At 69.8% G+C, this 23,610-nt stretch carries 16 protein-coding genes and 1 pseudogene; 12 read left to right on the top strand and 5 right to left on the bottom strand.

Annotated elements, in window-relative coordinates; all coding sequences use genetic code 11:
• The first annotated feature begins 357 nt into the window (after positions 1–357).
• The 5 genes from ACSRUE_RS25110 (at position 358) to ACSRUE_RS25090 (ending at position 7,145) form a co-directional block, all read left to right on the top strand.
• The gene (locus ACSRUE_RS25110; RefSeq protein WP_441285800.1) at positions 358–1,560 is read left to right on the top strand and encodes an STAS domain-containing protein; all 1,203 of its coding nucleotides are present in this window, start codon (positions 358–360) and stop codon (positions 1,558–1,560) included.
• A gap of 152 nt (positions 1,561–1,712) precedes the next feature.
• Positions 1,713–3,041, top strand: coding sequence for a cytochrome P450 (locus ACSRUE_RS25105; RefSeq protein WP_441285799.1), 1,329 nt, complete (start codon positions 1,713–1,715; stop codon positions 3,039–3,041).
• 121 nt (positions 3,042–3,162) lie between these two features.
• On the top strand, positions 3,163–4,698 hold the full coding sequence (locus ACSRUE_RS25100; RefSeq protein WP_441285798.1) for a hypothetical protein: 1,536 nt from the start codon (positions 3,163–3,165) through the stop codon (positions 4,696–4,698).
• Positions 4,686–5,867, top strand: a complete 1,182-nt coding sequence (locus ACSRUE_RS25095; RefSeq protein WP_441285797.1) for a hypothetical protein — start codon at positions 4,686–4,688, stop codon at positions 5,865–5,867. The genes ACSRUE_RS25100 and ACSRUE_RS25095 overlap by 13 nt, the downstream gene beginning before the upstream one ends.
• 135 nt (positions 5,868–6,002) lie before the next feature.
• Positions 6,003–7,145, top strand: coding sequence for a tetratricopeptide repeat protein (locus ACSRUE_RS25090; protein ID WP_441285796.1), 1,143 nt, complete (start codon positions 6,003–6,005; stop codon positions 7,143–7,145).
• An 81-nt stretch (positions 7,146–7,226) separates the two neighbouring features.
• On the opposite strand, the gene ACSRUE_RS25085 is transcribed toward ACSRUE_RS25090, so the two are convergent.
• The 5 genes and pseudogenes from ACSRUE_RS25085 to ACSRUE_RS25065 form a co-directional block, all read right to left on the bottom strand.
• The gene (locus ACSRUE_RS25085; RefSeq protein WP_437766717.1) at positions 7,227–7,745 is read right to left on the bottom strand and encodes a hypothetical protein; all 519 of its coding nucleotides are present in this window, start codon (positions 7,743–7,745) and stop codon (positions 7,227–7,229) included.
• A gap of 456 nt (positions 7,746–8,201) precedes the next feature.
• Positions 8,202–8,906: an HPP family protein gene (locus tag ACSRUE_RS25080; RefSeq protein ID WP_441285795.1), complete on the bottom strand. Its 705-nt coding sequence runs from the start codon at positions 8,904–8,906 to the stop codon at positions 8,202–8,204.
• Positions 8,907–8,963: 57 nt separating this feature from the next.
• Positions 8,964–9,680 (bottom strand): SDR family NAD(P)-dependent oxidoreductase, encoded by a 717-nt coding sequence (locus tag ACSRUE_RS25075; protein ID WP_441285794.1) that lies wholly within the window; start codon positions 9,678–9,680, stop codon positions 8,964–8,966.
• A 127-nt stretch (positions 9,681–9,807) separates the two neighbouring features.
• Entirely contained in the window at positions 9,808–10,230 is a 423-nt protein-coding gene (locus ACSRUE_RS25070) for a hypothetical protein (RefSeq protein WP_441285793.1), read from the bottom strand.
• Between the two features lie 110 nt (positions 10,231–10,340).
• Positions 10,341–10,436: pseudogene (locus ACSRUE_RS25065) on the bottom strand (serine O-acetyltransferase EpsC); the annotation flags it as partial.
• A gap of 556 nt (positions 10,437–10,992) precedes the next feature.
• Between ACSRUE_RS25065 and ACSRUE_RS25060 the strand changes: the two are divergent.
• The 7 genes from ACSRUE_RS25060 (at position 10,993) to ACSRUE_RS25030 (ending at position 23,598) form a co-directional block, all read left to right on the top strand.
• Positions 10,993–11,901, top strand: coding sequence for a family 2A encapsulin nanocompartment shell protein (locus ACSRUE_RS25060; RefSeq protein ID WP_441285792.1), 909 nt, complete (start codon positions 10,993–10,995; stop codon positions 11,899–11,901).
• Positions 11,888–13,813: a family 2A encapsulin nanocompartment cargo protein cysteine desulfurase gene (locus tag ACSRUE_RS25055; protein WP_441285791.1), complete on the top strand. Its 1,926-nt coding sequence runs from the start codon at positions 11,888–11,890 to the stop codon at positions 13,811–13,813. The genes ACSRUE_RS25060 and ACSRUE_RS25055 overlap by 14 nt, the downstream gene beginning before the upstream one ends.
• A gap of 188 nt (positions 13,814–14,001) precedes the next feature.
• Complete coding sequence (locus ACSRUE_RS25050; RefSeq protein ID WP_012237276.1) at positions 14,002–14,316, top strand: rhodanese-like domain-containing protein; 315 nt, start codon at positions 14,002–14,004, stop codon at positions 14,314–14,316.
• A gap of 64 nt (positions 14,317–14,380) precedes the next feature.
• Positions 14,381–16,261 (top strand): DUF885 domain-containing protein, encoded by a 1,881-nt coding sequence (locus ACSRUE_RS25045; RefSeq protein WP_441285790.1) that lies wholly within the window; start codon positions 14,381–14,383, stop codon positions 16,259–16,261.
• Between the two features lie 109 nt (positions 16,262–16,370).
• Positions 16,371–16,604 carry a hypothetical protein gene (locus ACSRUE_RS25040; protein WP_441285789.1) on the top strand — a complete coding sequence of 78 codons (234 nt, stop codon included), beginning with the start codon at positions 16,371–16,373 and terminating at the stop codon, positions 16,602–16,604.
• Positions 16,605–17,118: 514 nt separating this feature from the next.
• On the top strand, positions 17,119–17,604 hold the full coding sequence (locus ACSRUE_RS25035; protein WP_437766709.1) for a response regulator: 486 nt from the start codon (positions 17,119–17,121) through the stop codon (positions 17,602–17,604).
• Between the two features lie 630 nt (positions 17,605–18,234).
• Complete coding sequence (locus ACSRUE_RS25030; RefSeq protein WP_441285788.1) at positions 18,235–23,598, top strand: trifunctional serine/threonine-protein kinase/ATP-binding protein/sensor histidine kinase; 5,364 nt, start codon at positions 18,235–18,237, stop codon at positions 23,596–23,598.
• The last annotated feature ends 12 nt before the right edge of the window (positions 23,599–23,610 follow it).

The following is a 23,610-nucleotide window of genomic DNA, read 5'->3' as shown; positions in this document are numbered from 1 at the left end:
TCCGCGTCTCGTCTGAGCCCCCCTCGCCTCGCGGCGTTTCCGGGCCGAACGGATTGAACAGCATCCTGACGCCGATCACGACCACACATCGGGAATGGCCTTAGCGCGAGTTCCGGATCTACCCGGCCTCAGCCGGCGATGGGCGGATTGTAATCTCGCAACGCAAGCTGGAACCCTCGCTGCGATCGAAGCGTTTGCACATCTCCGGGCGCTCGTCATCGCGCTCGCGGGTCCTGAGAGGGGTGAGTCTGCTGACGCCGATTCTTGGTCAAATACATGCGCGATCCACGGCCCCTACGAGCGAGATGACCACGGGTAGGAGGCCTGAATCGGGCTTGGGGGAGGGCAACATTCATCATGACACAGCATTACACGAGTTCACGCGACACGTGGGAGGCAGCCTATCTCTACTCCCCGGAGGCGCTGTTCGTAGCGAATGTCGACGGCACGCTGTCGCACTGGAGCGAGTCATTCGGCCACACGGTCGGGCACGCGGCCACGCCGGGGACGGCGTTCTTCCAGCTCTTCCACGACGACGATCGGGAGGCGGCCCGGGCGAAGTGGTCCGGGCTTCTGGAGGCGACCGGGGCCGTCGAGCTCCGCGGGCGGGTGATGACGGCGGGAAACGTGTATGCGTCCTTCTCCTGCGTGCTGCGCAGAGCGCCGCACGGCCAGGCGGTCTACGGCTCGCTGCACGCGACGTCCGGCGCCGACGATCACCCCGCCGCCGAGCCCGGAAAGGGAGAGGAGGCGGACATGCTCCGCGCCCTCTCCGACAACCTCCCTCTCATCGTCTGGTCGTGCGATTCGGCGGGCGTCATCACCCGCCACGACGGGAGGGGCCTGGCGGGGCTCGGCCTCAAGCGGGGGCAGCTCGTCGGGACGAACCTCTTCGACGTCTTTGCCAGCGCTCCCGAAGGCACGGAGAACGTGAGGAGGGCGCTCCGCGGGTCTCCCTCCCATTCCATGAGCCACATCCCCACCAACAATTCGTTCTGGGAGAACTGGATGGTGCCGATCCAGGGTCCGCTCGGAAACGTCGAGTCCGTGATCGGGCTCTCGCTCGATGTCTCCGAGGCGAAGAGAGCGGAAGAGGAGCTCCGGCTACGGCTGTTGCAGATCCAGAAGCAGCAGGAGGTCATCGGCAAGCTCTCGACGCCCATCATCCAGGTCTGGGACGGGGTGGTCGCGCTGCCGATGGTCGGCGTCGTCGACAGCGCGAGGACCGCCGACGTCATGCAGAACCTGCTCGACGAGATCGTCCGCACCAGCGCGCGGTATGCCATCCTGGATCTCACGGGCGTCGAGATGGTGGACACGCAGGTCGCGAATCACCTGATCAAGCTCGTGAACGCCATCCGGCTCCTCGGCGCGGGCGGGATCATCTGCGGCATCAGGCCGTCGGTCGCGCAGACGATCGTCGAGCTGGGCCTCGATCTGAACAGCATGGTGACGCGGTCGAACCTGAGGGCTGGAATCATGTTCTGCATCAACCAGATGCGTCAGCCCGCGACGACGACGACGACGGCGGCGGCGACGACGGGGCCGTCGGGCCGCTGACCCGCGGCCCCTCCCCTTCTGCTTGCGCGGCTCGGCGTCCGGCATCGTCAATCCGGGAAGCACCGCCGGCAGCCCCGGCGGCGCGCGTTCGAGTTCGTGACGACGACGAGACAGGCGCCGCAGGCGCGGCCTACGCGAGAACGAGGTTCGTCATGCTCTCCCTGGGTCGAACCGACCAAGACAGCTTCCCCACCGCGGCCGGAGAGCTGCCGGTGATCGGTCACCTGCCCGTCCTCTACCGGGACGCCATCGGCCTGCTGCGCCGCAGCAGGAGCGCGCTGGGCCCGCTCTTCTGGGTCAACCTCGGGTTCGCGCAACGCCGGCTCTTCTATGTCGGCGCCGACGCCCTCGATCTCCTGCGCGCGCCCGAGGTGGTCATGGACCATCCGGAGCACCTCAGGGGGATCGTGGGCAGCTCGATGGCTGGGCAGGACGGGTCGCTGCACCGGCACATGCGCTCGGCCATCAATCCCTCGTTCTCCCCGCAGGGGTTCGCGAAAGAGGCCGCCGCCACCATCGCCTCCGCGATCGCCGCGAAGATGGATGCCTGGCTCCAGCAAGAGAGCTTCGCCGTTTATCCCGCCATGCGGGATTTGACCCTCGAGATCATCCTTCGCGTCTGCGGCGTCCCGACAGGGGATGTGCGCGCCTGGAGCCGGGCCTATCGCGAGCTGTTCCTGGGTGTCTACCCGATCCCGGGTCGTCTGCCAGGCATGCCCGCGTACCGCTCGGATCGCGCGCGCGCCTGGATAGACGACCGCCTGCGGAAGCTCCTCGCGCTCGCTCGCGGGGGCGGCGCCGCGGGTTCCCTCGTCGAGATGCTCTCGAACGCTCGCGACGACGAAGGCGAGCCCCTGTCCGACCAAGGCATCGTCGACAACCTTCGCGCGATATTGCTCGCCGGACACGAGACAAGCGCCTCGATCCTGGCCTGGATCGTCATCGTCCTGACGCGCCGGAGCGAGGTGTGGAGCGCGCTCTGCGACGAGCACGCGGCCGCGCCGGACGCGTCCGTGCCCATGTCCGCGAGAGAGGCGGACCGGCTCCCCGTCGCCAACGCCGTCTTCCGGGAGGTATTGCGGCTGTACACGCCGGTCTGGTTCACCTTCCGGACGGTCACCGACACGATCACGCTGAGCGGCAGGCACGTCCCTCGAGATACGCCGCTGGCCCTCAGCCCCGCGCAATTCGGCTACGATCCATCGCTGTTCCCGGACCCCGACCGCTTCGATCTGAGCCGCTGGAGAGATCGCTCGAGCCCGCCGGGCCCGCTGGAGCTGGCCGCGTTCGGCGGCGGACCGCACTTCTGTCTGGGATACAACGTCGCTCGCCTGGAGGCGCTCCAGCTGCAGTTCATGCTCGTCGGGGCGTTGCGCCGCGCCGGGCTCGTTCCACACTTGGAGGGCGCTTCGCCGAAGCACGTGTACTTCCCGATCGGGCATCCGACGGCCGCGACACGGGTCGCCTTTCGCCCGTGCTGAGCGGGCAGAGCTCCAGCGCCCCAGCGCATCGAGCCATCGCTCACGGTCGCCGACGGGACGACGCTGCTCACCATCAACACGGTCGCCGGCGTCAGCCGGCCCTCGCCGGGTGGAACAGCACATGAACACCTCACCGCATTCGAGTCCTTCCGATCACGCTCTGGCCGTTCTTCGCGAGCTCGTGGCGGAGCTCGGGCGAGGCGGGGGTCTCGTCAGCCCGTCGGTCTACGACACCGCCACCGTGCTGATGTTCGATGTCTTTCCCGATGCCAGGGCGAGCATCATCCCGTGGCTCCTGGATCAGCAGCGGCCGGACGCGGGCTGGGGGCTCTCGTCGGTTCCACGCGCGCGCGATCTCCCGACGCTGGCGTCGGTCGTGGCCCTCCATCCCTACCGCGAGCTCATGCCGCAGGTACGCCGCGCCTGCGAGGGGGGCCTGGAGTTCCTGCGCAACCAGGCAGCGCACTGGGGGACGGCCCTGCCGGACGACATCCCTGTCGGGTTGGAGCTGCTCATGCCCAGGCTCCTCGACCGGGCCTCCTCGCTCGGCCTCGGCGTCGATTGGGGACCGTACAGGGCGCTCATTGCGCTCGGCGAGCGGCGCCGGGCCTTGATCGGCAAGGCCCGGCCGGCGGCCGGCAGCGCGGCGTCGCACTCGTGGGAGGGCTGGGGGAGCAGCCCCTCGCCCGACCTCCTCGACGGGAGCGGCGGCGTCGGGCACAGCCCCGCGGCCACGGCGGCCTGGCTTCACGCATCTCGGGACAAGGCCGGCCTCGCGGGCGCACGAGCGGCGGCGCGCGAGTACCTGGTTCGAGCGAGCCGCGCTACCGAGGTCGGAACTCCAGGCATCGTCCCCACGGTGTGGCCCATCCACCGATTCGAGCAGACCTGGGTCCTGTACGCGCTGCGGGCCTTCGATCTCCTCGACCATCCGCGGCTGGGCGACGTGGCGCGGCCGCAGCTGCTCGACCTCGGCGCCGCGCTTCGCCCCGAGGGCATCGGCATGAGCGACGCGTTCACGCAGGACGGCGACATCACCTCGACGGTCATCGCCACCTTGGGAGAGCTCGCTGCGCCCCGCGCCATCGAGACGCTGCGGCGCTTCGAGCGCGGCGGGATGTTCATCACGTACGCGAACGAGCTGCAACCCTCGCTCACGACCAATGCACATGCGATGCACGCCCTGGCGTCCCGCGGGGAGAAGGCGTCGGAGCCGGCGCGGTACCTCCTCGAGCGCCAGCAGCCGGACGGGCGGTGGGTTGGCGACAAATGGCACAGCTCCTGGCTCTACACGACCAGCCAGGTCATCCTGGCCCTCTCGCACGCGGGGCAGGTGCCCGCCGTGAAGCGCGGCATGGAGGCGCTGCTGCGCGCGCAGCGCGGCGATGGCGGCTGGGGAGCCGGCGGCGCGCCCACCGCGGCAGAGACGGCCTACGCCGTGCTCGCGCTCCGCGCCGCCCGAAGGAACCGCGAGCTCGAATCGATGGCGCGGAGCGCCTGGCGGCGGGGGCGCGACTGGCTGATGGCGAACCATGACATCTGCGCCGGCCAGGAAGATCTCCGCTGGATCGGCAAGGAGCTGTATTGCCCGGCGCGGGTGGACCGCGCGTGGGTCCTCGGCGCCCTCCTCGTGTCGCAGCCGTCATGGGAAAGCTAGACGATCTGATCGAGAGGACGTGGCAGAGCCATGTCTTTGGCGATTCCTACCCGACCGCCGTCGGTCGTCGCGCGCTCTCCGAGAGGATGCGAGGTGTCCACGCGTGTTTTCTCGAGAGGTTCCGCCCGATCGTCCAGGGCGCCTTACCCGACCTCGATCCGGAGCACATCGAGCGCGTCGTGCGCCAGATCGGCCCCAAGGCGACCGCGTTCTGCGCCGCGATCGCGATCGAAATCGAGGATGTCGAGCGCCTCGCCGAGGTCTCCATCGTATTTGGACTCCTGTTCCTGTTCGATGGCCTGATGGATGACGGGGACCTTGCGATGGTCGTCGCAACGCACCGGTTCATCGAGGTTCACGCGCCGCGCCTGCACATCGCTGCATCGAACGAGACGAAGCAGCTGGCGTCCGCCGTCCTCCGGAGCGAGCTCGAGGCGGCCAGGGCGCCGCGCCCCAATCCTGCCCTGGTCGCGGCGCGCGCTCGACCCCTGGCGGAGGTGGCGCGCCTGCTGCGTCGCCTGAGCTCTCCCGAGGACGCGGGCACGCTCATCGAGTCGCCTGTCGCCGGCTTTCTGAGCCACGGCTCCGCCATGCGGCAGCTCAGCCAGCGAGTTCTCGAGCGCGAAGAGGGTGCGTTCTGGGACGACCACGCCGACGATTTCGTCGCCCATGCGATCGGGAGCATCCAGACGGCCGGGACGGTCGCCGTCGTCTACAGCCTCTACCGGAGCGCGAGCCCCGAGCTCCCCACGATCGGACAGGTGCTGGCCTCCCCGGCGGTCAGGCGCGTGTGCGAGCGATTCGCCGACGCTGCTTCGCGCATCTTCGACGACGTGGGAGATCAGGACGTCGATCGGCGCTCGGGCCCCCGGGGCCGGTTCGATCTCAACCTCTTCAACCATCCGAACCGACGGCTCGTCGAGGCGACGATGCGGTTCGTCGGCGTCGATGACGAGGACGTCATCGCGGCGACGCTGCGCGACCTCGCCGCCGACGACAGCGCCGGGGATGGCCGCGTCGTCGAGCGATTCGTCGACATCGTGCGCGGCGGCGTGGCGAGCTTGCCGGCGGAGTGCTGGCGCGACGCGGGCGTGTTCCTGATGCTCCTCAAGAGGATCATCGAGTCGGGATACGTCAACACGCTGGGTGACGCGGCGCTCGCGGAGTGACGCCGGGGCGCCGGGCGCGCCGCCCGGCGGAGCGCTAGAGGGAACCGCCGAGTTACCAAGGACCATCCGCTCGTCCCTCACGCGCTCGCCGCCCCCTGGCGCGCGCCCGCCGGATCGCCGATCCTCCCCTGCGCCATGCCAGCCCCCACCCTCTCCACGTCCGCCCCTCGCGCGGCGCGGCCGGCCCGGGGACAGGCCGCTGCGGGCGCCCGCGCCCTCCGCGAGCGCGCCCTCCGTCATCTCTCCATGGGCATGCTCGGCGAGGCTCGCTCGGATGCGGGCGAGGCGCTCGCGCTCGTCGAGCGGGAGCTCGGGCCCGCCGACCCGGAGGCAGCGGGCGCGCTGCTCGTGCTCTGGCGGATCGCGACGGCGTCCGGCGACCCTCCCGCCGCCGAGGCGCACGCGCGCCGGGCCGTCCTCGTGCTCGCGCGGGCGCGGCGGGGCGGCGAGATCAAGCGGCTCCGCGTCCACGCATGGCTCGCCCTGGCCGCGACCGCGCGGCTCCAGGGCCGCTACGCAGACGCGGCGGCGCGCGCCCGCCGCGCGCTCCGGCTGGCCGAGGCCGCCTTCGGCGCCCGCGACGTCGAGGTCGCCGCCTGCCTCAACGAGCTGGCGATGAGCTGCAAGTACCGCGCGCGCTTCGCCGAGGGGGCGCGGCTCTACCGCCGGGCGCTCCGCGTGCTCGAGCGGGTCCACGGACCGGATCACCCCGATCTCGCGCCCCTGCTCCACAACCTCGGCGGGCTCGAGCACGCTCGCGGCCGCGCGGCCCGTGGAGAGCCGTTCGCGCGCCGCTCGGTGGCGCTGCGGGAGGCGGCGCTCGGGCCCGAGCACCCGCTCGTCGCCGAGGACGCGGCCGCGCTCGCGGCCATCCTCGACGCGCAGGGCAAGCGCGAAGAGGCCGCGGCGCTCTACAGGCGCGCGCTCGCGATCTTCGAGCGCGCCTACGGCCCCGCGCACCACGAGGTCGCCTTCACCACGAGCAACCTCGCCGCCCTGCTCTACGCCGAGGGCGAGCTCGACGCCGCAGCGCGCCTGTTCCGCAAGGCGATCGGGACGATGGAGGGGCTCCTCGGCCCGACTCACCCCGACCTGGCGATGGCGCTCAACAACCTCGGTGTGCTGCGCCTCCGGCAGGGCAAGCGGGCATCGGCGCGCCGGCTGCTGGAGCGGGCGCTCTCCATCTACACGGCGACGCTCGGCCCGGGCCACCCGACGATCGCGGCCTGCCGGGAGAACCTGGCAGAGGCGGGCCATGCCGGCGCGATCGAGGCCTGACGAGCCACCACGCCGCGGGATCGCCGCGGATCGAAGCGCGGCGCGTCGCTGGCTCTGGCCCGCGGCGCCGCGCGCCGTGGGTCACCGCGCGCGCCGGGTCGAGCGCGCGGCGCCGGTCGTCCGCGCCTGCCGCGTCGCCTTGCGCCCGGCCTTCGGCTTCGCGCCGCCGGCCCGGAGGAGCGTGCCGTTGTGGTTCACGCCGATGGGGGCGACGGCGCTCAGATCGCTGGTGGCCGACGGTGAGGACGGCCCGGCGCACGTGATGCCGAACGTCGCGGTATAGGTCCCCGGCGACCCTGGCGCGGTGAAGGACACGTTGACGTTCCGCTGGCCTTTGAAGGAGACCGGGCAGCTCGAGACGCCGAAGTGCTGGCTCGAGACGCTGCACTGGCAACCAGTCAGCGTCACCCCTTGGCTGTCCACGGTGACCGTACGCCAGGCCGTCGTCTGCGCCGGAACTTGCCCGAAGTCCCGGAGCGCCGGGCTGGACGCCAGCGCCTGCTCCGCCTCGCCGAGGGCGTCTTCTCCTTCCCCGTTCTCGACGCTCTCCACCACGCAGCCCGCGGTTCCCAGGCTTGCGAGCAGCAGCGTTCCGACCATCACACATGAAACTTTCACAAGACCTCCGTTGATGGACTCCCCACATGACGTGCGGGGCCCCGAAGCAACGACCAAGGCGACGATCGCCGCCGGGCCTGGCCCCAGAGCCCCTCTCGGAGTCGCCAAGCAACCGGTGCGCCAGCGCCCGGAACAACACGGCCTCTCCGCCGCCGCCGCTCGACGTGGAGCTCGACGGCCCGAGCAGGCGGCGGATCCTGCCGGATCGGGCCCATTCGTCTGACGCGGTGGAGCTCGGAGCCCAACCCCATCCCCGATGGGCGACCGTGACATGTCACGCCGCGACCGTGACATGTCACGCCATGACCGTGACATGTCACGCCGCGACCGTGACATCGCGGACAGGCGCGGCGCAACGCGCGACGAGGTGCCCAGATGGCATGGAGCGACGACGCGAGTCGCCCGTCCTCGACCGCTCGGCAACGGGAGGCCCCTGGATCAAGGAGGCGGCGGCGGATCCTGCTCGGAGCGCGCCTGCCGCGGGGCCCACAGCGGGTAGTCGACGCCGGCGAGGCGATTGATGAGGATGGCCTGGAGCGTGAGCAGGACGACCCCGCCGAGGAGCACGAGGAGCATCGGAGGCTGGGACAGGATGCCCAGCGAGACGATCAGCGTCGTCGCGCCCGCGGGAGGGTGAGGCGCGCGGGCGAGCACCATGAGACCGGCCGTGAGCCCCAGCGAGAGCGCCGCGGCGATGGCGCGCGGGAGGGTCACGCCGGTCGCGGTCGCCGGACCTGCGTGCGTGAGCCCCGTGATGAGCAGGCTCATGTACGCGACCGCGATGCCGATGCTGTGCCCGAGGATGGTGGTGCGCGGCGCGGCCGACGCCGCCGTGGGAGTGTAAAAGAACAGGAAGGCCGTTGGCCCGAGCGATGGAAAGACGAAGGGCGACTTCGTCACCACGGCGAGGGCCGCCATCAGGCCGATGCTCACGAACCCGTTCACGCAGCTGAAGACCGCGAGCACCGGTATCTTGGAGTAGCGCTGGAGGAGCCACGGGAGCCTGAGGCGCGTGAAGATGCCGCGCACCACGTCCGTCATCTCCCCGCCGAGCGGGTGCCGCGGCGAGATCGGGCCGTAACCGCGCCCGTTTCCCCACGGATCCATCGCCGCGGGGGTCGATTGCCTATCTCTCTCTGTCATCCTTCGTTCCTTGCGAGCGGGCCGCGCCTATCGGTGACCGCGCCTCCCTGGGCAGGATCAGAACTTCTCCACCGACGGGCGCACGTCGATCTCGAGGGTCCAGGCGCTCGGCGCCTGGGCGTGGAGCTGGAAGTAGGTCTCTGCCAGCGCCTCCGGCGATAGCAGGGTGGCGGGCGTCCTCCCGGGCACCATCGCGCGCACCCGCGGGGTGTCGATCAGCCCGTCGATGACGACGTGCGCCACGTGGATGCCGCGCGGACCGAGCTCGCGCGCGAGCGACTGCGCGAGGGCGCGCAGGCCGGCTTTGCCGACGGCGAGGGACGCGAAGCGGGCTCCGCCGCGGAGCGAGGCGGTGGCGCCCGTGAAGAGGATCGTCCCCCGGCCGCGCTCGAGCATGCCGGGCAGCGCCGCCTGCGCGCTCAGGAAACCGCCGAGGCAGTTGATCTTCCAGTCGTCCTCGAGCTCTCGCGGCGTGAGCTCCAGCGCGCCGGCCACGCGGAAGACGCTGGCGTTGTAGATCAGCACCTCGACCGGCCCGAGCGACGCCTCCACGCGCGCGAAGGCCGCCGCGACGGAGGCCGCGTCCGTGGCGTCCCCCGGGACGCTCAAGGCGCGCCCTCCGGCTCCCTCGATCTCCCGCTGCACCGCCTCGCACGCGGCGGCCGTCCGGGCCATGAGGCCGACGGAGAACCCCTCGCGCGCGAAGCGCCGCGACACCGCGGCCCCGAGTCCGGGGCCGACGCCGACGACGACCGCTGCCTTGTTCGAGCTCATGAACGCACACCCTCCCGCCGGCCCTCGCGCCGGCGAACCGCGGTAGCGTAGCGCCCTGACCCGCGCGAACGACACACGCCGGCCGATCTCGTCTCCGGCTCGCTCTGCACGTCAGCCCCCCGAAGCGCTACGGGCTCCCCGGCGCGTCCCTCCACTGCCGCACGAAGAACGGCCACGCGTCGTGGAGGTACAGGCCGAAGGGGATCCACCAGACGAGATCGTTCGTCAAGCAGAGCACGGCGGACCGAGGCGGCCACTGCCCGGTGACGAGCAGCGCCGCGAGGCCGATCGGCCCGAGCACCTTGCCGAGCAGACCGACGCCCGCAAGGAGGAACCCGCGCTCGGGCGCGCGCGCGACCTCCGCGTAGAGGAGGGCATACACCCCGACGACCATCCCCAGACAGGCGAAGATCGGCGGGTGATTGAGGGGTTCCATGCCCGCGAAGCGAAAGAGCCATTGCGGGTCGACGGCGGCGTAGAGCCCCCAGCAAGCGTTGTAGAGGGCGGCCAGCGCGAAGACGGCGCGGTGCAGGCGGCGGCGGGGGATCATCGCGGGGCGGCCTCGGCGGAAGGCCCGCGCTCATACACCGCGCCGGCGCCGGGGACTAGCGGGATCTCGCCCGCCCCGAGCGCGCCGCGACGGCGCGCTCGGGCCTCTCGGATGCCGCCGCCGTCCTCGAAGACGTCGCTCCGCACCTGGGCCTGGCTGATACGGCTGTTCGGCGGGACGCTGCGCGTGGGCCACACGTTGCCGCCGCAGGAGCACGTACCGGCTCGGGTTCGACGCGACGATCTCCTCCGCCTTCGCGCATGCCTCCGCGTCCTCGAGGTCGGAGGACGTCGAGCGGGCAGCGAACGCCGCGCTTGATTACCAACGGATGTTTGTCTAACATAACGGACATAATCCGCCAACCACTTTGTGCCCCGCCGAGGTCGGTCGCCGCTCAGTGGTCGTGGCGCGCCTGTGGCTCGGGGCCGGCGCACCATCACCTGACTCCTCATCTCGGACGAGACCGCAACGACGCCGCAACGACACCGCAACGACGCCGCAACCCATTTTGGCTTTCACCTCAGCTAACGTCGGCCGGTGTCACCCTCCGCCACGTCACGCGCGGCTGCGCTCCACCATCGCGGAAGGAAAAATCCGTTATATAGGAGTCCAGCATGATGGAAAACACATCTGCTTTACAGGAGGAAAGCGTCCAGGGCGGCACGCGCGCCATTGCGGCAACCTGGGAAGAAATTGTAGTACTGGCTCAGCTTTGGTGAAGACATCCCCCCAACTCGTCAAAGCTCTAGGAAAAACCCTGCCATGACGAACCACGAAAGCCATTTGCTTGGCGAGCGCGCCGCGAGGCTACACGCCAACACGAGCAAGACTCCGCCCCAGTGGGCTGGTGCCACCCCGCGTTGGCTCGTGCAGCTGCTCCCCTGGACGCCCGTCGAAGCAGGCGTGTACCGCCTCAACCGGGTCGTCAGCAACGATTTCGCGGTCGATTGCAGCCCGGATGACGCGGCCGAGCTGCCCACGGCGCGCATCCACTATGAAGAGCAGCCGCGCGAGTTCGTGCTCAACACGGTGACCACGACGATCCAGGTGCACACCCGGATCTCCGACCTGTTCCGCAGCCCCATGGATCAGGTGAAAGAGCAGCTCACCGTCCTCGTCGAGAAGCTCAAGGAGAAGCAAGAGGACGAGCTGATCAACAACGGCAACTACGGCCTGCTCAACAGCGTGCATGAGAGCATGCGGGTCAAGCCGCGCGGCGCCGGCCCCACGCCGGACGATCTCGACGAGCTCATCGCGCGCGTGTGGAAGGAGCCGGCCTTTTTCCTGGCGCACCCGCGGGCCATCGCGGCGTTCGGTCGCGAATGCACGAAGCGCGGTGTTCCGCCGCCGACGGTGACCCTGTTCGGCTCGCAGTTCCTCACGTGGCGCGGCCTCCCGCTCATTCCTACCGACAAGCTGCACCTCGCGGGCAACAAGACCGATATCCTCCTGGTCCGCACCGGCGAGAAGAAGCGCGGCGTCGTGGGCCTGTTCCAGCCCGGGATCCCCGGCGAGGTGAGCCCGAGCCTGTCGATTCGCTTCATGGGCATCAACCAGCTCGGGGCTGCCTCGTACCTCGCGTCCCTGTACTGCTCGGCGGCGGTTCTGACCGAAGATGCGCTCGGCGTGCTCGAGGGCGTCCAGGTGGACAGCTACTATGAGTACAAGTGAGTTCCTGACAGCGGATCTCCAGGGTGCTCTGCCGCAGGTGACCCGCGCCGTAGGGAGCTCTGGGATCGCGCCCTTGAACGTGCCTCTCTCGGCGCCGGGCGGCGCGCCCGCGCCGGCGCCCGCCGTCCCCGGCTTCGACCCCGCCTCCCTGGCCGCGGTGATCGCGCAGCTCGCGAACGAGATGCTCGGCGCGCCGTTGAAGCAGGGGGCGGCGGAGCAGACGGCGCCGCTGCCTGGCGCCGCGCCGTCGCAGTCACCCGTCCCGCACCTGGCGGCGGCTGGCGCGGCGCCGTCACCTGTACCGGGGCCGTCCGCGGCGGCGGCCCCCGTAGTTCCCGGCTCGGTACCCGCCTATTCCGGCTCGGTACCCGCGTATTCCGGCTCGGTACCCGCGTATTCCGGCTCGGTACCCGCCTTCCCCGGCGAGGCGTCGCTGCCGGACGCGACGGTGCGCGCTGGGTTCGCCCGCGTGCCGCTCGTGGGCTCCGATCCGCTGAGCCTGGGAGCCGCCGACGAGGTGCTCCGCATCCCGGTGCTGGGCGATCTCGCGGACCGCGACGCCGACCCCTACTTCGTGCCCGGCGCGCCCGCGCTGGGCATCGAGTCGCCGGTCGGCCCTCCCCAGGTCGAAGCGCACGAGATCCGCGCCGTGGATCCGGCGCTGATCCGCGGCGTGAGTGGCTCGGTCGGCATCCTGGACCCCCACGCGATCCGCCGCGACTTCCCCCTCCTCGAGGAGCGGGTCCACGACAAGCGGCTCGTCTGGCTCGACAACGCGGCGACGACCCAGAAGCCCCGGGCCGTCATCGATCGTCTCTCGCACTTCTACGAGCACGAGAACTCGAACATCCACCGCGCGGCGCACGCGCTCGCGGCCCGCGCGACGGACGCGTACGAGGCGGCGCGCGAGGCGACGCGCCGCTTCATCAACGCGCCGTCCACGCGCGAGATCGTGTTCGTGCGCGGCACCACCGAGGGGATCAACCTGATCGCCCAGAGCTGGGGCCGGAGGAACGTGGGCCCGGGCGACGAGATCGTCATCACGTGGCTCGAGCACCACGCCAACATCGTGCCGTGGCAGCAGCTCTGCTCCGAGAAGGGCGCAAGGCTCCGTGTCGCTCCGGTGGACGACCGGGGCCAGGTGATCCTCGAGGAGTACGAGAAGCTGCTCGGCCCGCGGACGCGCCTCGTCTCGATCACGCAGGTGTCGAACGCGCTCGGCACCATCACGCCCGCCCGCGAGATGGTGGCGATGGCGCACCGGCACGGCGCGCGCGTCGTCGTGGACGGCGCGCAAGCGGTGTCCCACATGCGCGCGGACGTGCAGCTCCTCGGCTGCGACTTCTACGTGTTCTCGGGCCACAAGGTGTTCGGTCCCACGGGCATCGGCGCCGTCTTCGGCAAGAGCGAGGTGCTCGACGCGATGCCGCCCTGGCAGGGCGGCGGCAACATGATCGCGGACGTCACCTTCGAGCGGACGATCTACCACCCGCCCCCCGCGCGCTTCGAGGCCGGCACCGGCAACATCGCGGACGCGGTCGGCCTCGGGGCCGCGCTCGACTACGTGACGCGGCTCGGGATCGAGAACATCAGCCGCTACGAGCACGAGCTGCTGCACTACGCCACCCACGCCCTCGCGACCGTCCCCGGGCTGCGGCTCATCGGCACCGCGGCCGACAAGGCGGGCGTGCTCTCCTTCGTCCTCGATGGGCAGCGCACCGAGGACGTGGGCGGGGCGCTCGACCGGGAGGGCATCGCTGTGCGCTCGGGCCACCACTGCGCGCAGCCCATCCTGCGTCGCTTCGGCCTGGAGAGCACCGTGCGCGCGTCGCTCGCCCCCTACAACACCTGCGAGGACATCGACGCGCTGGTTGACGCGCTGCATCGGATCCAGATCGGAAGGGCGCGCTGACTGGCCGCCCGGCGCCTGTCCGCTGAGGCGGACGCCGCCAGGCTCCCTGCCAGCCGCCCTCGCCGTCCAACCCCCTGGTTGGGTCTTCGAAACAGGCTGAACACACGGTATTTCGAAGGTTTTCGTCTCGGCGGCGAACTTGTGTCCCCCGGGTTGCCACGGTCGCACACGTCCGTTATAATGGACGAATGATCCAGACGATATCGCCCAGGGACGCGGACGAGCTGATCAAGAGCGGTGAGGTGGACGTTGTGGATGTGCGTGAGCCACGCGAGTGGTCGGTCGGACACGTGCCGCACGCGCGCCTGGTGCCCCTCGATCAACTGAGAGCGGATCCGCAGCGGGCCCTGCCGCGCGATCGGGTGGTGTTCGTGTGCGCGAAGGGCGCCCGCAGCCTGACGGCGGCGAAGCTCGCCGAGCGGCTCGGGCTGAACCAGCTCTACAACCTGGATGGCGGCACGAGCGGCTGGGTGAAGGCGGGGCTGCCGCTCGAGCACAGCTGAGCTGGGCTCACGCCGGCCGCATTTGCCCCGCGTTGCGGCTGGCGCGCGGCGGCGCCGTCGCAAGATGTGCGGCATGGCCCTGCGCGCACTTCGCACCTTCGTCCTCGTCCCCCTGGTCGCCGCTGCGTGCGCCCGAGGCGCCCCGCCTCCTGCCGCCGCGCCGGCTCCCCCGCCCTCGCCGGCGCCCTCGGCGGCCGCGAGCACCGCGCCCGCCGCGCGCTCGGCGCCTGCCGCGGCCCGGCGACTCCCGGCCTGGGTCGAGCGCAGCAACGAGCACGCAAAGGTCCTCCTCGACGTGCTCGTCCGGTTCTCGCCGGAGCGCGCCGGATCTCTGGGGATCGAGCGCGCGGACCGGGAGATCTCGGACCTCTCGCCCGGGGTCGAGGCGCAGAAGCGCGCGGCCTACCGCGCGGCCATCGTGGAGCTCCAGAAACGGCGAGAGACCGAGAAGGACCCGGCGGTCGCCGAGGATCTGCGGATCTTGCTGGACGCCGCGGACCGGGCCGTTCGCAGCTCGGAGCTCGAGGAGAGGTACAGCGTCACCTACGTGCACGTCACGGGGCTCGTGTTCGACGGCATCTCGAACCTGCTGGACGACCGGGTACCGCCGGCGCGGCGGGCTGCGGCCCGCACGCGCCTCCGGCGCTATGCCGGCATGGAGGCGGGCTACGTGCCCATCGCCGAGCAGGCCATGGCCAGGCTCCTCCAGGACCTCGAGAAGCCCGGATTGCTCGCCCCGCCCAGGATGGAGATCGAGCGGCACCTCGCCACGAACGCCCGCGTGCGGGAGGGCATCGGCGAGCTCTTCAGGAAATACGGCATCAGCGGCCATGACGAGCCGCTCGCGGCGCTCAATCGCCAGCTCGAGGCGTACGACGCGGCGCTGCGCAGCGACGTGCTCCCCCGGGCGCGGACCGACTTCGCGTTGCCGCGGCCGCTCTATGCGTTCCAGCTCGAGTCGTACGGCGTCGCTCTGCCGCCCGCCGAGCTCGCGCCCCTGGCCCACGCCGCCTTCGAGGATCTGACGGCGCAGATGCAGGAGCTCTCGAGCTCGGTCGCCAGCGCGCGCAAGCTGCCAGGCGCGGATTACCGCGACGTGATCCGCGCCCTGAAGAAAGAGCAGCTGGTGGGCGAGGCCATCTTGCCGCATTACAATGCGCGGCTGGCCCAGATAGAGGACATCATCAGGAAAGAGCGCCTCGTCACGCTGCCCGAGCGGCCTGCGCGCATCCGGCTCGGCACCGCCGCCGAGAGCGCCGAGTCGCCAGCGCCGCACATGCGGCCGCCGCGGCTGATCGGCAACCAGGGGGAAGTGGGGGAGTTCGTGTTGCCGCTCAGCCTCCCGGGCCCGCCCGGCGCCGCGGACGGGCTGCAGAAGGTTGACGACTTCACCCATGCAGCGGCGTCGTGGACGCTCACCGCCCACGAGGCGCGCCCCGGACACGAGCTCCAGTTCGCCTCGCTCGTCGAGCGCGGCGTCTCGATCGCCCGCGCGGTCTTCGCGATGAACAGCGCCAACGTCGAGGGGTGGGGGCTGTACTCCGAGGCCCTCGTGTTCCCGTTCATGCCGCCCGAGGGTCAGCTCGTCTCGCTGCAATACCGCCTGCTGCGGGCCGCGCGCGCCTTCCTGGACCCGGAGCTCCAGGCCGGCAAGATCACGCCTGAGGCCGCGCGCGCCTTCCTGGAGCAGGAAGTGGTGCTGTCGGCGCCGTTCGCTCGGTCCGAGGTGGAGCGCTACACGTTCCGCGCGCCGGGACAGGCGACATCGTATTTCTACGGGTTCACCCGGCTGATGGAGCTCCGGGCAGAGGTCGAGTCCATGATGGGCCCCCGCTTCGATGCGCAGCGATTTCACGATTTCGTGCTCGCCCAGGGGATCCTGCCGCCGGAGCTGCTGCGCAAGGCCGTGTTCGAGCGATTCGTCGGGGATCAGCCGGAGCGCTGAGCGGGGAGGAGCGAGCGAGAGCGATCGTGATCCAGCGCGGGCTCCCCTTGCCGCACGCCTCGCCGGCTCCACCAGTCGTGTCGGGCACGGGAGCGTCGGAGGTTGACACATGGGAATGAACGAGAAGAAGGCAGCGGAGCGACAGCCGGAATCGCCTGAAGGCGCCGCGGCCGGACCCGAGGCGACGAGGGCGAAGGTGCGCGAGGAGCGGAGCCCGCAGACACCGCTCGATCGCGGCGGGGCGCTCTCGCAGCGCGAGGCGTGGGAGCCGGTGGACGAGGCGTCGGACGAGTCGTTCCCCGCGAGCGACCCGCCGGCATGGACGCCGATCCACCCGGGCTGAACGCAGTGCGCCAGGCGGGGAGCTGCGACGTGCGAGCCGCTCACCTGGCTCGCTCCGCCCTCCCCACGCGGCGTCCCGTCGCGCCTCACGGGTCGATTACACCGGCAGCAAAACTCTCCCCCCTCGACCTGGGACCGCAACAGGGATCCAAGCGGCACTGCATGATGCTGCTCGTCGACCCGCCCCGGTTCGCCCGGAGTCGGCGGCGGGGCGCACGACCACGTCGGTCAAAATCTGTTTACCTGCAAGATGCGAGAATGCTATTCACATGGTGTGGGCGGGAAGAACGATCCAGCGGCCAATTGCGGTCAAGCGCGAATGATGCAGCGTGGGAGCAGGCATACGACCTGGCGTCCACGCTCCGCCTCGAGCGCGCCGGATGCGAGGTCCTGCGCGGCCATTTCGCGCAGGCCGCCGCCGGGTGGAGCAGGCGCTCGATCGTCACTCTCGACCGGAGCGCCGGGGTGAGCGCGAACCGGCGGCAGGTTGGACCCGCGCTGCAAGGGTGCCTACGATGGCGTTCAAGGATCTGAAAGACGCATGGCGCAAGAGAAGAGCGCCACCGAAGGACGAAGCGCCGCGCCCCGTGGTCCTGGTGATCGACGATGACGCGGCGACGAGAGAGTCCGTGCATTACATCCTGCAGGACAGGTACGACGTCCTTTTGTGCGGATCGGCGACGGAGGGATTGGCCGCCGTTCGCGACGATGTCTGCGCGGTCATCCTCGACGTGAAGATGGAGCCGCTGGACGGCTTCTGGGCGTGCGATGAGCTCCGCCGGAAGCAGCCCGACATCCCCATCATCTTCTATTCGGCATACCAGGACATCAAGGATCCCAGCAGGGTCGTCCGGGAGCACCGGCCATTCGCTTACATCGTCAAGGATGGTGACATCAACAGGATTGTGGCCACGGTCGACACAGCCGTGCGAGTCCACACGACAATGACGGAGAACAAGAGGTCCATCGACCTCTTGCAGGGCACCAAGCGCGATGGTTGACGGCGGCCGACGCTCGGCGTTCGCGACGCGCGCCCGCTCGATGCGCTCGATGTCGATGGATGATCGGCCGCGCGGTGCGGCGCTGCCGGGCCTCGTGACGCAGCCGGTCCTTCATCGATGACATTCAGACGAGAAATCGACGACGTCACGCGATAGCCCGCCGCGCTTCCCGCCCACACCGTCCACGAAGCTCTTACAGTCCCCTGGATCGGAAGCCGAGACCGTGATGTGACCATCATCACCGGTCCGCACGCGACTCGACGGGGCCCCCGTCGAGTCGCCCTGGATCGCCGGACGTCTCTGGTAGCATTCCGTTTCCTCGCATGGTGCGAGAATGCTATACGTGCAATGTGGATAGGGCGGAAGTAGCGAGGCAACAACCCGGCAGTCGACCCGCCTCGACCCGCCTCGACCCGCGTCGATGCGCGCAACGACCGTCGGAGAGCGAGCGAAACGACTCCGAGCGACATCATCCCGCGCGCCCGCGGCTGCGCCAGGGCGCGTCGGGGCTCCACCCTCTGCTCTCTCCACCCACGCCGACCAGAGCTCAATCGACGTTGTTCGGCCTCGACCACCCGCGAATCGACTCGCCAGCAAGAGCGATTGCACCGATTCCGTGTAGGAGACACGATGATCAGCCTTCCCCATTACACCATCACGGACGAGATCCACAGCGGCGTCGAGACCATCGTCTATCGTGGGTACCGGAACGTGGATCGGGCGCCGGTCGCGATCAAGCTCTTCAAGAGCGAATACCCTAGCTCCCGTCAGATCGCGAAGCTACGGCACGAAGTCGCGATCACCAGGAGCCTCGACCTCTCTGGTGTGGTGAAGGTGTACGGCCTGGAGCGGATCGGCACGAACCTGGCGCTCGTCATGGAGAACCTCGAGGAACGGTCGCTGGGCGACGTCCTCCGGACGCAGGAGCTCAGCTTGAAGACCTCCCTCCAGATCGCCGAATCCATCGCAGACACCCTGGAGGCGATCCACCGGCGTCACATCATCCACAAGGACATCAAGCCGCACAACATCCTCGTCCACATGGATACGTGTCAGGTCAAGCTGATCGACTTCGGCATCGCCACGCGCCTCTCCCAGGAGATCCAGCAGGCGAAGAGCCCCGACTCCCTGGAAGGGCCCCTGACCTACATGTCACCGGAGCAGACCGGACGGATGAATCGAACCCTCGATCACCGCACGGACCTGTATTCCCTCGGCGTCACCCTCTACGAGCTACTGACGGGCACGCTGCCTTTCCAGGCGACGGATCCCCTGGAGCTCCTGCACAGCCACATCGCCAAGAAGCCCACGCCGCCGCGCGAACGGTCGCCCGCGGTCCCCGAGGCGGTGTCGAACATCGTGATGAAGCTCCTGTCCAAGGCGGCCGAGGACCGGTACCAGAGCGCGCACGGGCTCAAGGCCGACCTGCGCGAGTGCCTGGCGCAGCTGGAGGCGACGGGCCAGATCGCCCCCTTCCCGCTCGGCCGGTACGACCGCGACCACAGGCTGCTCATCCCGCAGAAGCTCTACGGCCGCGAGGCGGAGATATCGGCGCTCCTCTCGGCATGGGACCGCGCGAGCCGAGGCGCGGCCGAGCTCGTGCTGATCTCCGGCCACGCCGGCGTCGGCAAATCGGCGGTCGTGAGCGAGCTGTACAAGGTCATGGCCGGCCGGCGAGCCCACTTCATCTCGGGCAAGTTCGACCAGCTCAACCGGAGCGTTCCGTACGCCTCGCTGGCGCAGGCCTTCCAGGATCTCATCCGGCACCTGCTCACCGAGCGCGCCGAGACGCTCGCGCTCTTCCGGCGCAAGCTCGCGACCGCCCTGCGCCAGAGCGGGCAGGTCCTCGTCGACCTGATGCCGGAGCTGGAGCTCGTCGTCGGCCCCCAGCCGCCCGTGCCCGAGCTCGGGCCGACCGAGTCCCAGAACCGTTTCAACCTGGTCTTTCAGCGCTTCCTCCGCGTCTTCACCACGGCCGACCACCCGCTGGTCCTCTTCCTCGACGATCTGCAGTGGGCCGATCTCGCCTCGCTCAGGCTCCTCACGCAGCTCCTGTCGGATCCGGAGCGCGGCCACCTGCTCGTGATCGGCGCCTACCGCGACGACGAGATCGACGCGGGGCACCCGCTCTCGACGGCCCGGGCAGAGCTCCGGAAGGCGGGGACGGACATGGCCGAGATCACCCTCGATCCGCTGCGCCTGCCGGACATCAGCCAGCTCCTCGTCGACGCGCTCGGCTGCGATCCGCGGCGTTCCGCCCCGCTGGCGGCGCTCGTCCTCGAAAAGACCCAGGGGAACCCGTTCTTCATCAATCAATTCCTGACCTCGCTGCACAAGGACCAGCTGCTCGCCTTCGACGTCCCATCGGGCTCGTTCTCCTGGGACCTCGATCGCATCCGGAGCGCGGCGATCACGGACAACGTGGCCGAGTTCATGGCGAGGAAGCTCCGGCAGCTCGCGCCGAGCACGCAGCGGATCCTCACGCTCGCCGCCTGCATCGGCCACCGGTTCGATCTGAAGACGCTCTCGATGATCGACGAGCGGCCGCCCGGGAGCACGGCCGCGGATCTCTGGGAGGCGCTCGCGGAGAACCTCGTCCTGCCCCTGGACGCCGAGTACCGGTTCCTCCACGCCGCGCCCGACCAGCCCGGAGATGGCGAGCCGGCCCCCTGGGACATCAACGTCTCGTACAGGTTCCTGCACGATCGCGTGCAGCAGGCGGCCTACTCGCTGATCGACGGCGAGCGCAAGGAGGACCTGCACCTCAGGATCGGGCGCCTGATGCTCGCGCAACGGGAGCTCGGCGACACGGAAGAGAACCTGTTCGACACGGTCAATCACCTCAACCTCGGCGCCTCGCGGATCTCCTCGCAGGGCGAGCGGACGAGCCTCGCGCGCTTGAACCTCACCGCCGGCAGGAAGGCGAAGGCGTCCGCGGCCTACGACGTGGCCGCCACCTACCTCGGTGCCGGGACGTCGCTGCTCGACGAGCGCGGGTGGGAGCAGGACTACGATCTCGCGTTCGCGCTCCACACCGAGCGAGCCAGCTGCGCGTTCCTGAGCGGCCATGTCGCGCAGGCCGAATCGCTGTTCAACGTCGTCCTGGACCGCGCCAAGACCCGCCTCGATCGCGTGCACGTTCACGCCCTGCGCATCCCGCTCTTCAACGTCGCCGGGAAGTTCGCCGAATCCGTGAGCAGCGCGCGGGCAGCCCTCGCGCTGCTCGGGATCGAGCTGCCCGAGGACGAGGAGCGGATCAAGGCGGCCTTCGCCGCGGAGCTCGCGGAGGTGCCATCGAACCTGGCGGGCCGCCGGATCACGGACCTGCTCGACGCCCCGGCGCTCACCGACCCGGAGCAGAGCGCGGCGCTCACGATCCTGACGAACGCGAGCGCGGCCCTCCTCCTCGGGTATCCCTCCCTCCACGCGCTCGCGAGCGTCAAGCAGGCCAACATCTCCCTGAAGCACGGCCACGCGGAGGGCTCCCCCTTCGGCTACCTGGTCTATGCGATCGTCCTGATCGGCCTGGGTCGGTACTCGGAAGCCTACGAGTTCGGCAAGCTCGCGATGGATCTCAACGAGAAGATGGCCTGTGCCGACACGGCGTCCAAGGTGAAGTCCAGCTTCGCGGTGTTCATCGCCCACTACCGAGAGCCGCTCCGGCTGTCGTTCTCGTATCTCTCACAGGCGTACCAGGACGGCCTGGATGTGGGGGACATCCAGTTCGCCAGCTACTCCGTCATGCACGGGATCGTCAACGGGATAGGCGTCGGCAACAACCTCGCCGCGATCGCCGAGGAGATAGAGAGGGGCTCCCCTTTCCTCCAGCGCACCAAGAACGTCGTGGCCATCCTGATCGTGACCTCGGCGAAGCAGATGGTCGCGAGCTTGCGAGGGCGCACGCACGGCCGCCACACCCTGAGCGATGGCGCCTTCGACGAGGCGGCGTTCGACGCCGAGATGGCGGCCCCGGGCCTCGAGCACATGGCGGCATACTACAACGTCCACAAGGCGCAGCTCGCGTTCCTCTACGAGGACCACGAGCGCGCGCTGTCCTTCGTCGCCCTCGCGGAGCGGCTGCGCCCGTACCTGGGCCACATGTGGATCTCGACCGAGATCCCGTTCTACGGGAGCCTGATCATGCTGGCGCTGTACCCGGCGGCGGCGCCCGCCGAGCGAGAGCGCTACGAGAGAGAGCTCGACCGGTACGCGGCCGAGATCGCGGTGTGGGCGGACAGCTGCCCGGAGAACTTCCACCACAGGCGTCTCCTGCTGTCCGCCGAGCGCGCGCGCATCGCCGGCGACGACGCGGCGGCGATGGACCTCTACGAGCGGGCGATCATGGCGGCGCACGAGAACGAGTTCCCGCACCACGAGGCGCTGGCGAACGAGCTCGCCGCGAGGTTCCACCTCGCGAGGGGCAGGGCGAAGATCGCGCGCGTCTACATGACCGACGCCCTCTACGGCTACACGCGCTGGGGCGCGGCGGCCAAGGCCATGCAGCTCAAGGAGAGGTACGCGGAGCTCTTGCCGCGGGACGCGGGGGCGGCGAGGGCTGCCGGACCGACGGAGATAGCGACGATCGTCGGGGCCGGCGAGATGCTGGATCTCGCGACCGTCGTGCGGGCTTCCCAGGCGATCTCGGGAGAGATCGAGCTCGGCAAGCTCCTCGAGAGGCTGATGCGGACCGCGATGGAGAACGCGGGGGCCAACAAGGGATACCTGCTGCTCGCGAACAACGACGAGCTGTACGTCGAGGCGGCGGCGGACGCCGAGGAGCCGCCCAGCAGCGTCCTCCAGTCGGTGCCGCTCGAGGAGGTGGAGGGCCTCTCGCGGGCGGTCGTGCGATACGTCCAGAAGACGAAGGAGCGCGTCGTCCTCGCCAACGCAGCGCGCGAGAGCACATTCCTGTCCGACCCGTACATGGCGCGGAAGAAGCCGAAATCGATCCTGTGTGCGCCGATCGTCCAGCAAGGCAAGCTGGTCGGGGTCCTCTATCTGGAAAACACCTTGCTCGAGGACGCGTTCACGCCGGCGCGCATCAAGGTCCTGCAGGTCCTGTCCGCGCAGGCCGCCATCTCGATCGAGAACAGCCGCCTGTACGGCAGGCTCGAAGAGAAGGTCAAAGAGCGCACGGCCGAGCTCCAGGAGGCCCAGGCGAAGCTGATCCGCCTGGAGCGCGAGGCGACGGAGAAGCGGATGGCGGGCGCGTTCGCGCACGAGATCCGGAACGCGCTCGCGGGGGCGAGCCTGGTGCTCGCGAGGGTCCTCGGGCAGGATGAGACGGCCTCGCGCCCCAGCCTCACCTTCGACTCGGCTGTGGAGCTCGGCAAGCTGCACGAGGAGCTCGCCGAGCATCTGCCGGGCGAGGCGCTGGGTCCGCTCACGGCGCGGCTCCAGCGCGTCTTCGAGAACCAGGAGGCGCTCGACGCCGCCCTGAGCCTCGTGTTCAAGGCGACCACCCGGGTGCTCACCATCACCAAGGCGATCCTTGATTTCTCCAGGATCACGGGCGGCGAGCGCTCATGGGAACGGATCAGCCTGAACGAGCTGATCGACAGCGCGCTCATCGATTTCAGGGAGACGACCGGAGGATCCAGCATCTCGGTCCAGGCCGACATCGCGGGGACCATCAGCATCGTGGCAGATCCGACGCAGTGTTACTCCGTCCTGCAGAACCTCCTGAACAACGCGCGCGACGCCATCGTCGAGAGGAGCGGGCGAGGTGGCGCGGGCCTGATCGAGATCTCGGCGAGGGAGGAGGCCGGAGCGTGCGTGCTCCAGGTGACGGATGACGGCGTGGGCATCCGGGAAGCGGATCTACCGAACATCTTCGAGTCGTTCTATTCCACGAAACCCGCGACCGGGACCGGCCTGGGTCTCGCCGTCGTCAAGCGGATCATCGACGCCAGTCGCGGGACCATCGAGGTGCAGAGCGAATGGGGCAAGGGCACCCGGTTCACGGTGACCCTGCCGACGGCGGGCGTGTCGTAGGTGATGGGCATC

Source organism: Sorangium sp. KYC3313, from assembly GCF_052075895.1.
Lineage (GTDB): Bacteria > Myxococcota_A > Polyangia > Polyangiales > Polyangiaceae > Sorangium > Sorangium cellulosum_B.
The sequence above is the reverse complement of the archived record's forward strand: the minus strand, read 5'-3'. Positions and strand labels throughout refer to the sequence as shown.

What these genes read in the sequence shown, in the direction of transcription:
- ACSRUE_RS25110 (WP_441285800.1), top strand. Translation starts at nt 358, where the DNA reads ATGACACAGCATTACACGAGTTCACGCGACACGTGGGAGGCAGCCTAT.
- ACSRUE_RS25105 (WP_441285799.1), top strand. Translation starts at nt 1,713, where the DNA reads ATGCTCTCCCTGGGTCGAACCGACCAAGACAGCTTCCCCACCGCGGCC.
- ACSRUE_RS25100 (WP_441285798.1), top strand. Translation starts at nt 3,163, where the DNA reads ATGAACACCTCACCGCATTCGAGTCCTTCCGATCACGCTCTGGCCGTT.
- ACSRUE_RS25095 (WP_441285797.1), top strand. Translation starts at nt 4,686, where the DNA reads ATGGGAAAGCTAGACGATCTGATCGAGAGGACGTGGCAGAGCCATGTC.
- ACSRUE_RS25090 (WP_441285796.1), top strand. Translation starts at nt 6,003, where the DNA reads ATGCCAGCCCCCACCCTCTCCACGTCCGCCCCTCGCGCGGCGCGGCCG.
- ACSRUE_RS25085 (WP_437766717.1), bottom strand. Translation starts at nt 7,745, where the DNA reads ATGGTCGGAACGCTGCTGCTCGCAAGCCTGGGAACCGCGGGCTGCGTG.
- ACSRUE_RS25080 (WP_441285795.1), bottom strand. Translation starts at nt 8,906, where the DNA reads ATGACAGAGAGAGATAGGCAATCGACCCCCGCGGCGATGGATCCGTGG.
- ACSRUE_RS25075 (WP_441285794.1), bottom strand. Translation starts at nt 9,680, where the DNA reads ATGAGCTCGAACAAGGCAGCGGTCGTCGTCGGCGTCGGCCCCGGACTC.
- ACSRUE_RS25070 (WP_441285793.1), bottom strand. Translation starts at nt 10,230, where the DNA reads ATGATCCCCCGCCGCCGCCTGCACCGCGCCGTCTTCGCGCTGGCCGCC.
- ACSRUE_RS25060 (WP_441285792.1), top strand. Translation starts at nt 10,993, where the DNA reads ATGACGAACCACGAAAGCCATTTGCTTGGCGAGCGCGCCGCGAGGCTA.
- ACSRUE_RS25055 (WP_441285791.1), top strand. Translation starts at nt 11,888, where the DNA reads ATGAGTACAAGTGAGTTCCTGACAGCGGATCTCCAGGGTGCTCTGCCG.
- ACSRUE_RS25050 (WP_012237276.1), top strand. Translation starts at nt 14,002, where the DNA reads ATGATCCAGACGATATCGCCCAGGGACGCGGACGAGCTGATCAAGAGC.
- ACSRUE_RS25045 (WP_441285790.1), top strand. Translation starts at nt 14,381, where the DNA reads ATGTGCGGCATGGCCCTGCGCGCACTTCGCACCTTCGTCCTCGTCCCC.
- ACSRUE_RS25040 (WP_441285789.1), top strand. Translation starts at nt 16,371, where the DNA reads ATGGGAATGAACGAGAAGAAGGCAGCGGAGCGACAGCCGGAATCGCCT.
- ACSRUE_RS25035 (WP_437766709.1), top strand. Translation starts at nt 17,119, where the DNA reads ATGGCGTTCAAGGATCTGAAAGACGCATGGCGCAAGAGAAGAGCGCCA.
- ACSRUE_RS25030 (WP_441285788.1), top strand. Translation starts at nt 18,235, where the DNA reads ATGATCAGCCTTCCCCATTACACCATCACGGACGAGATCCACAGCGGC.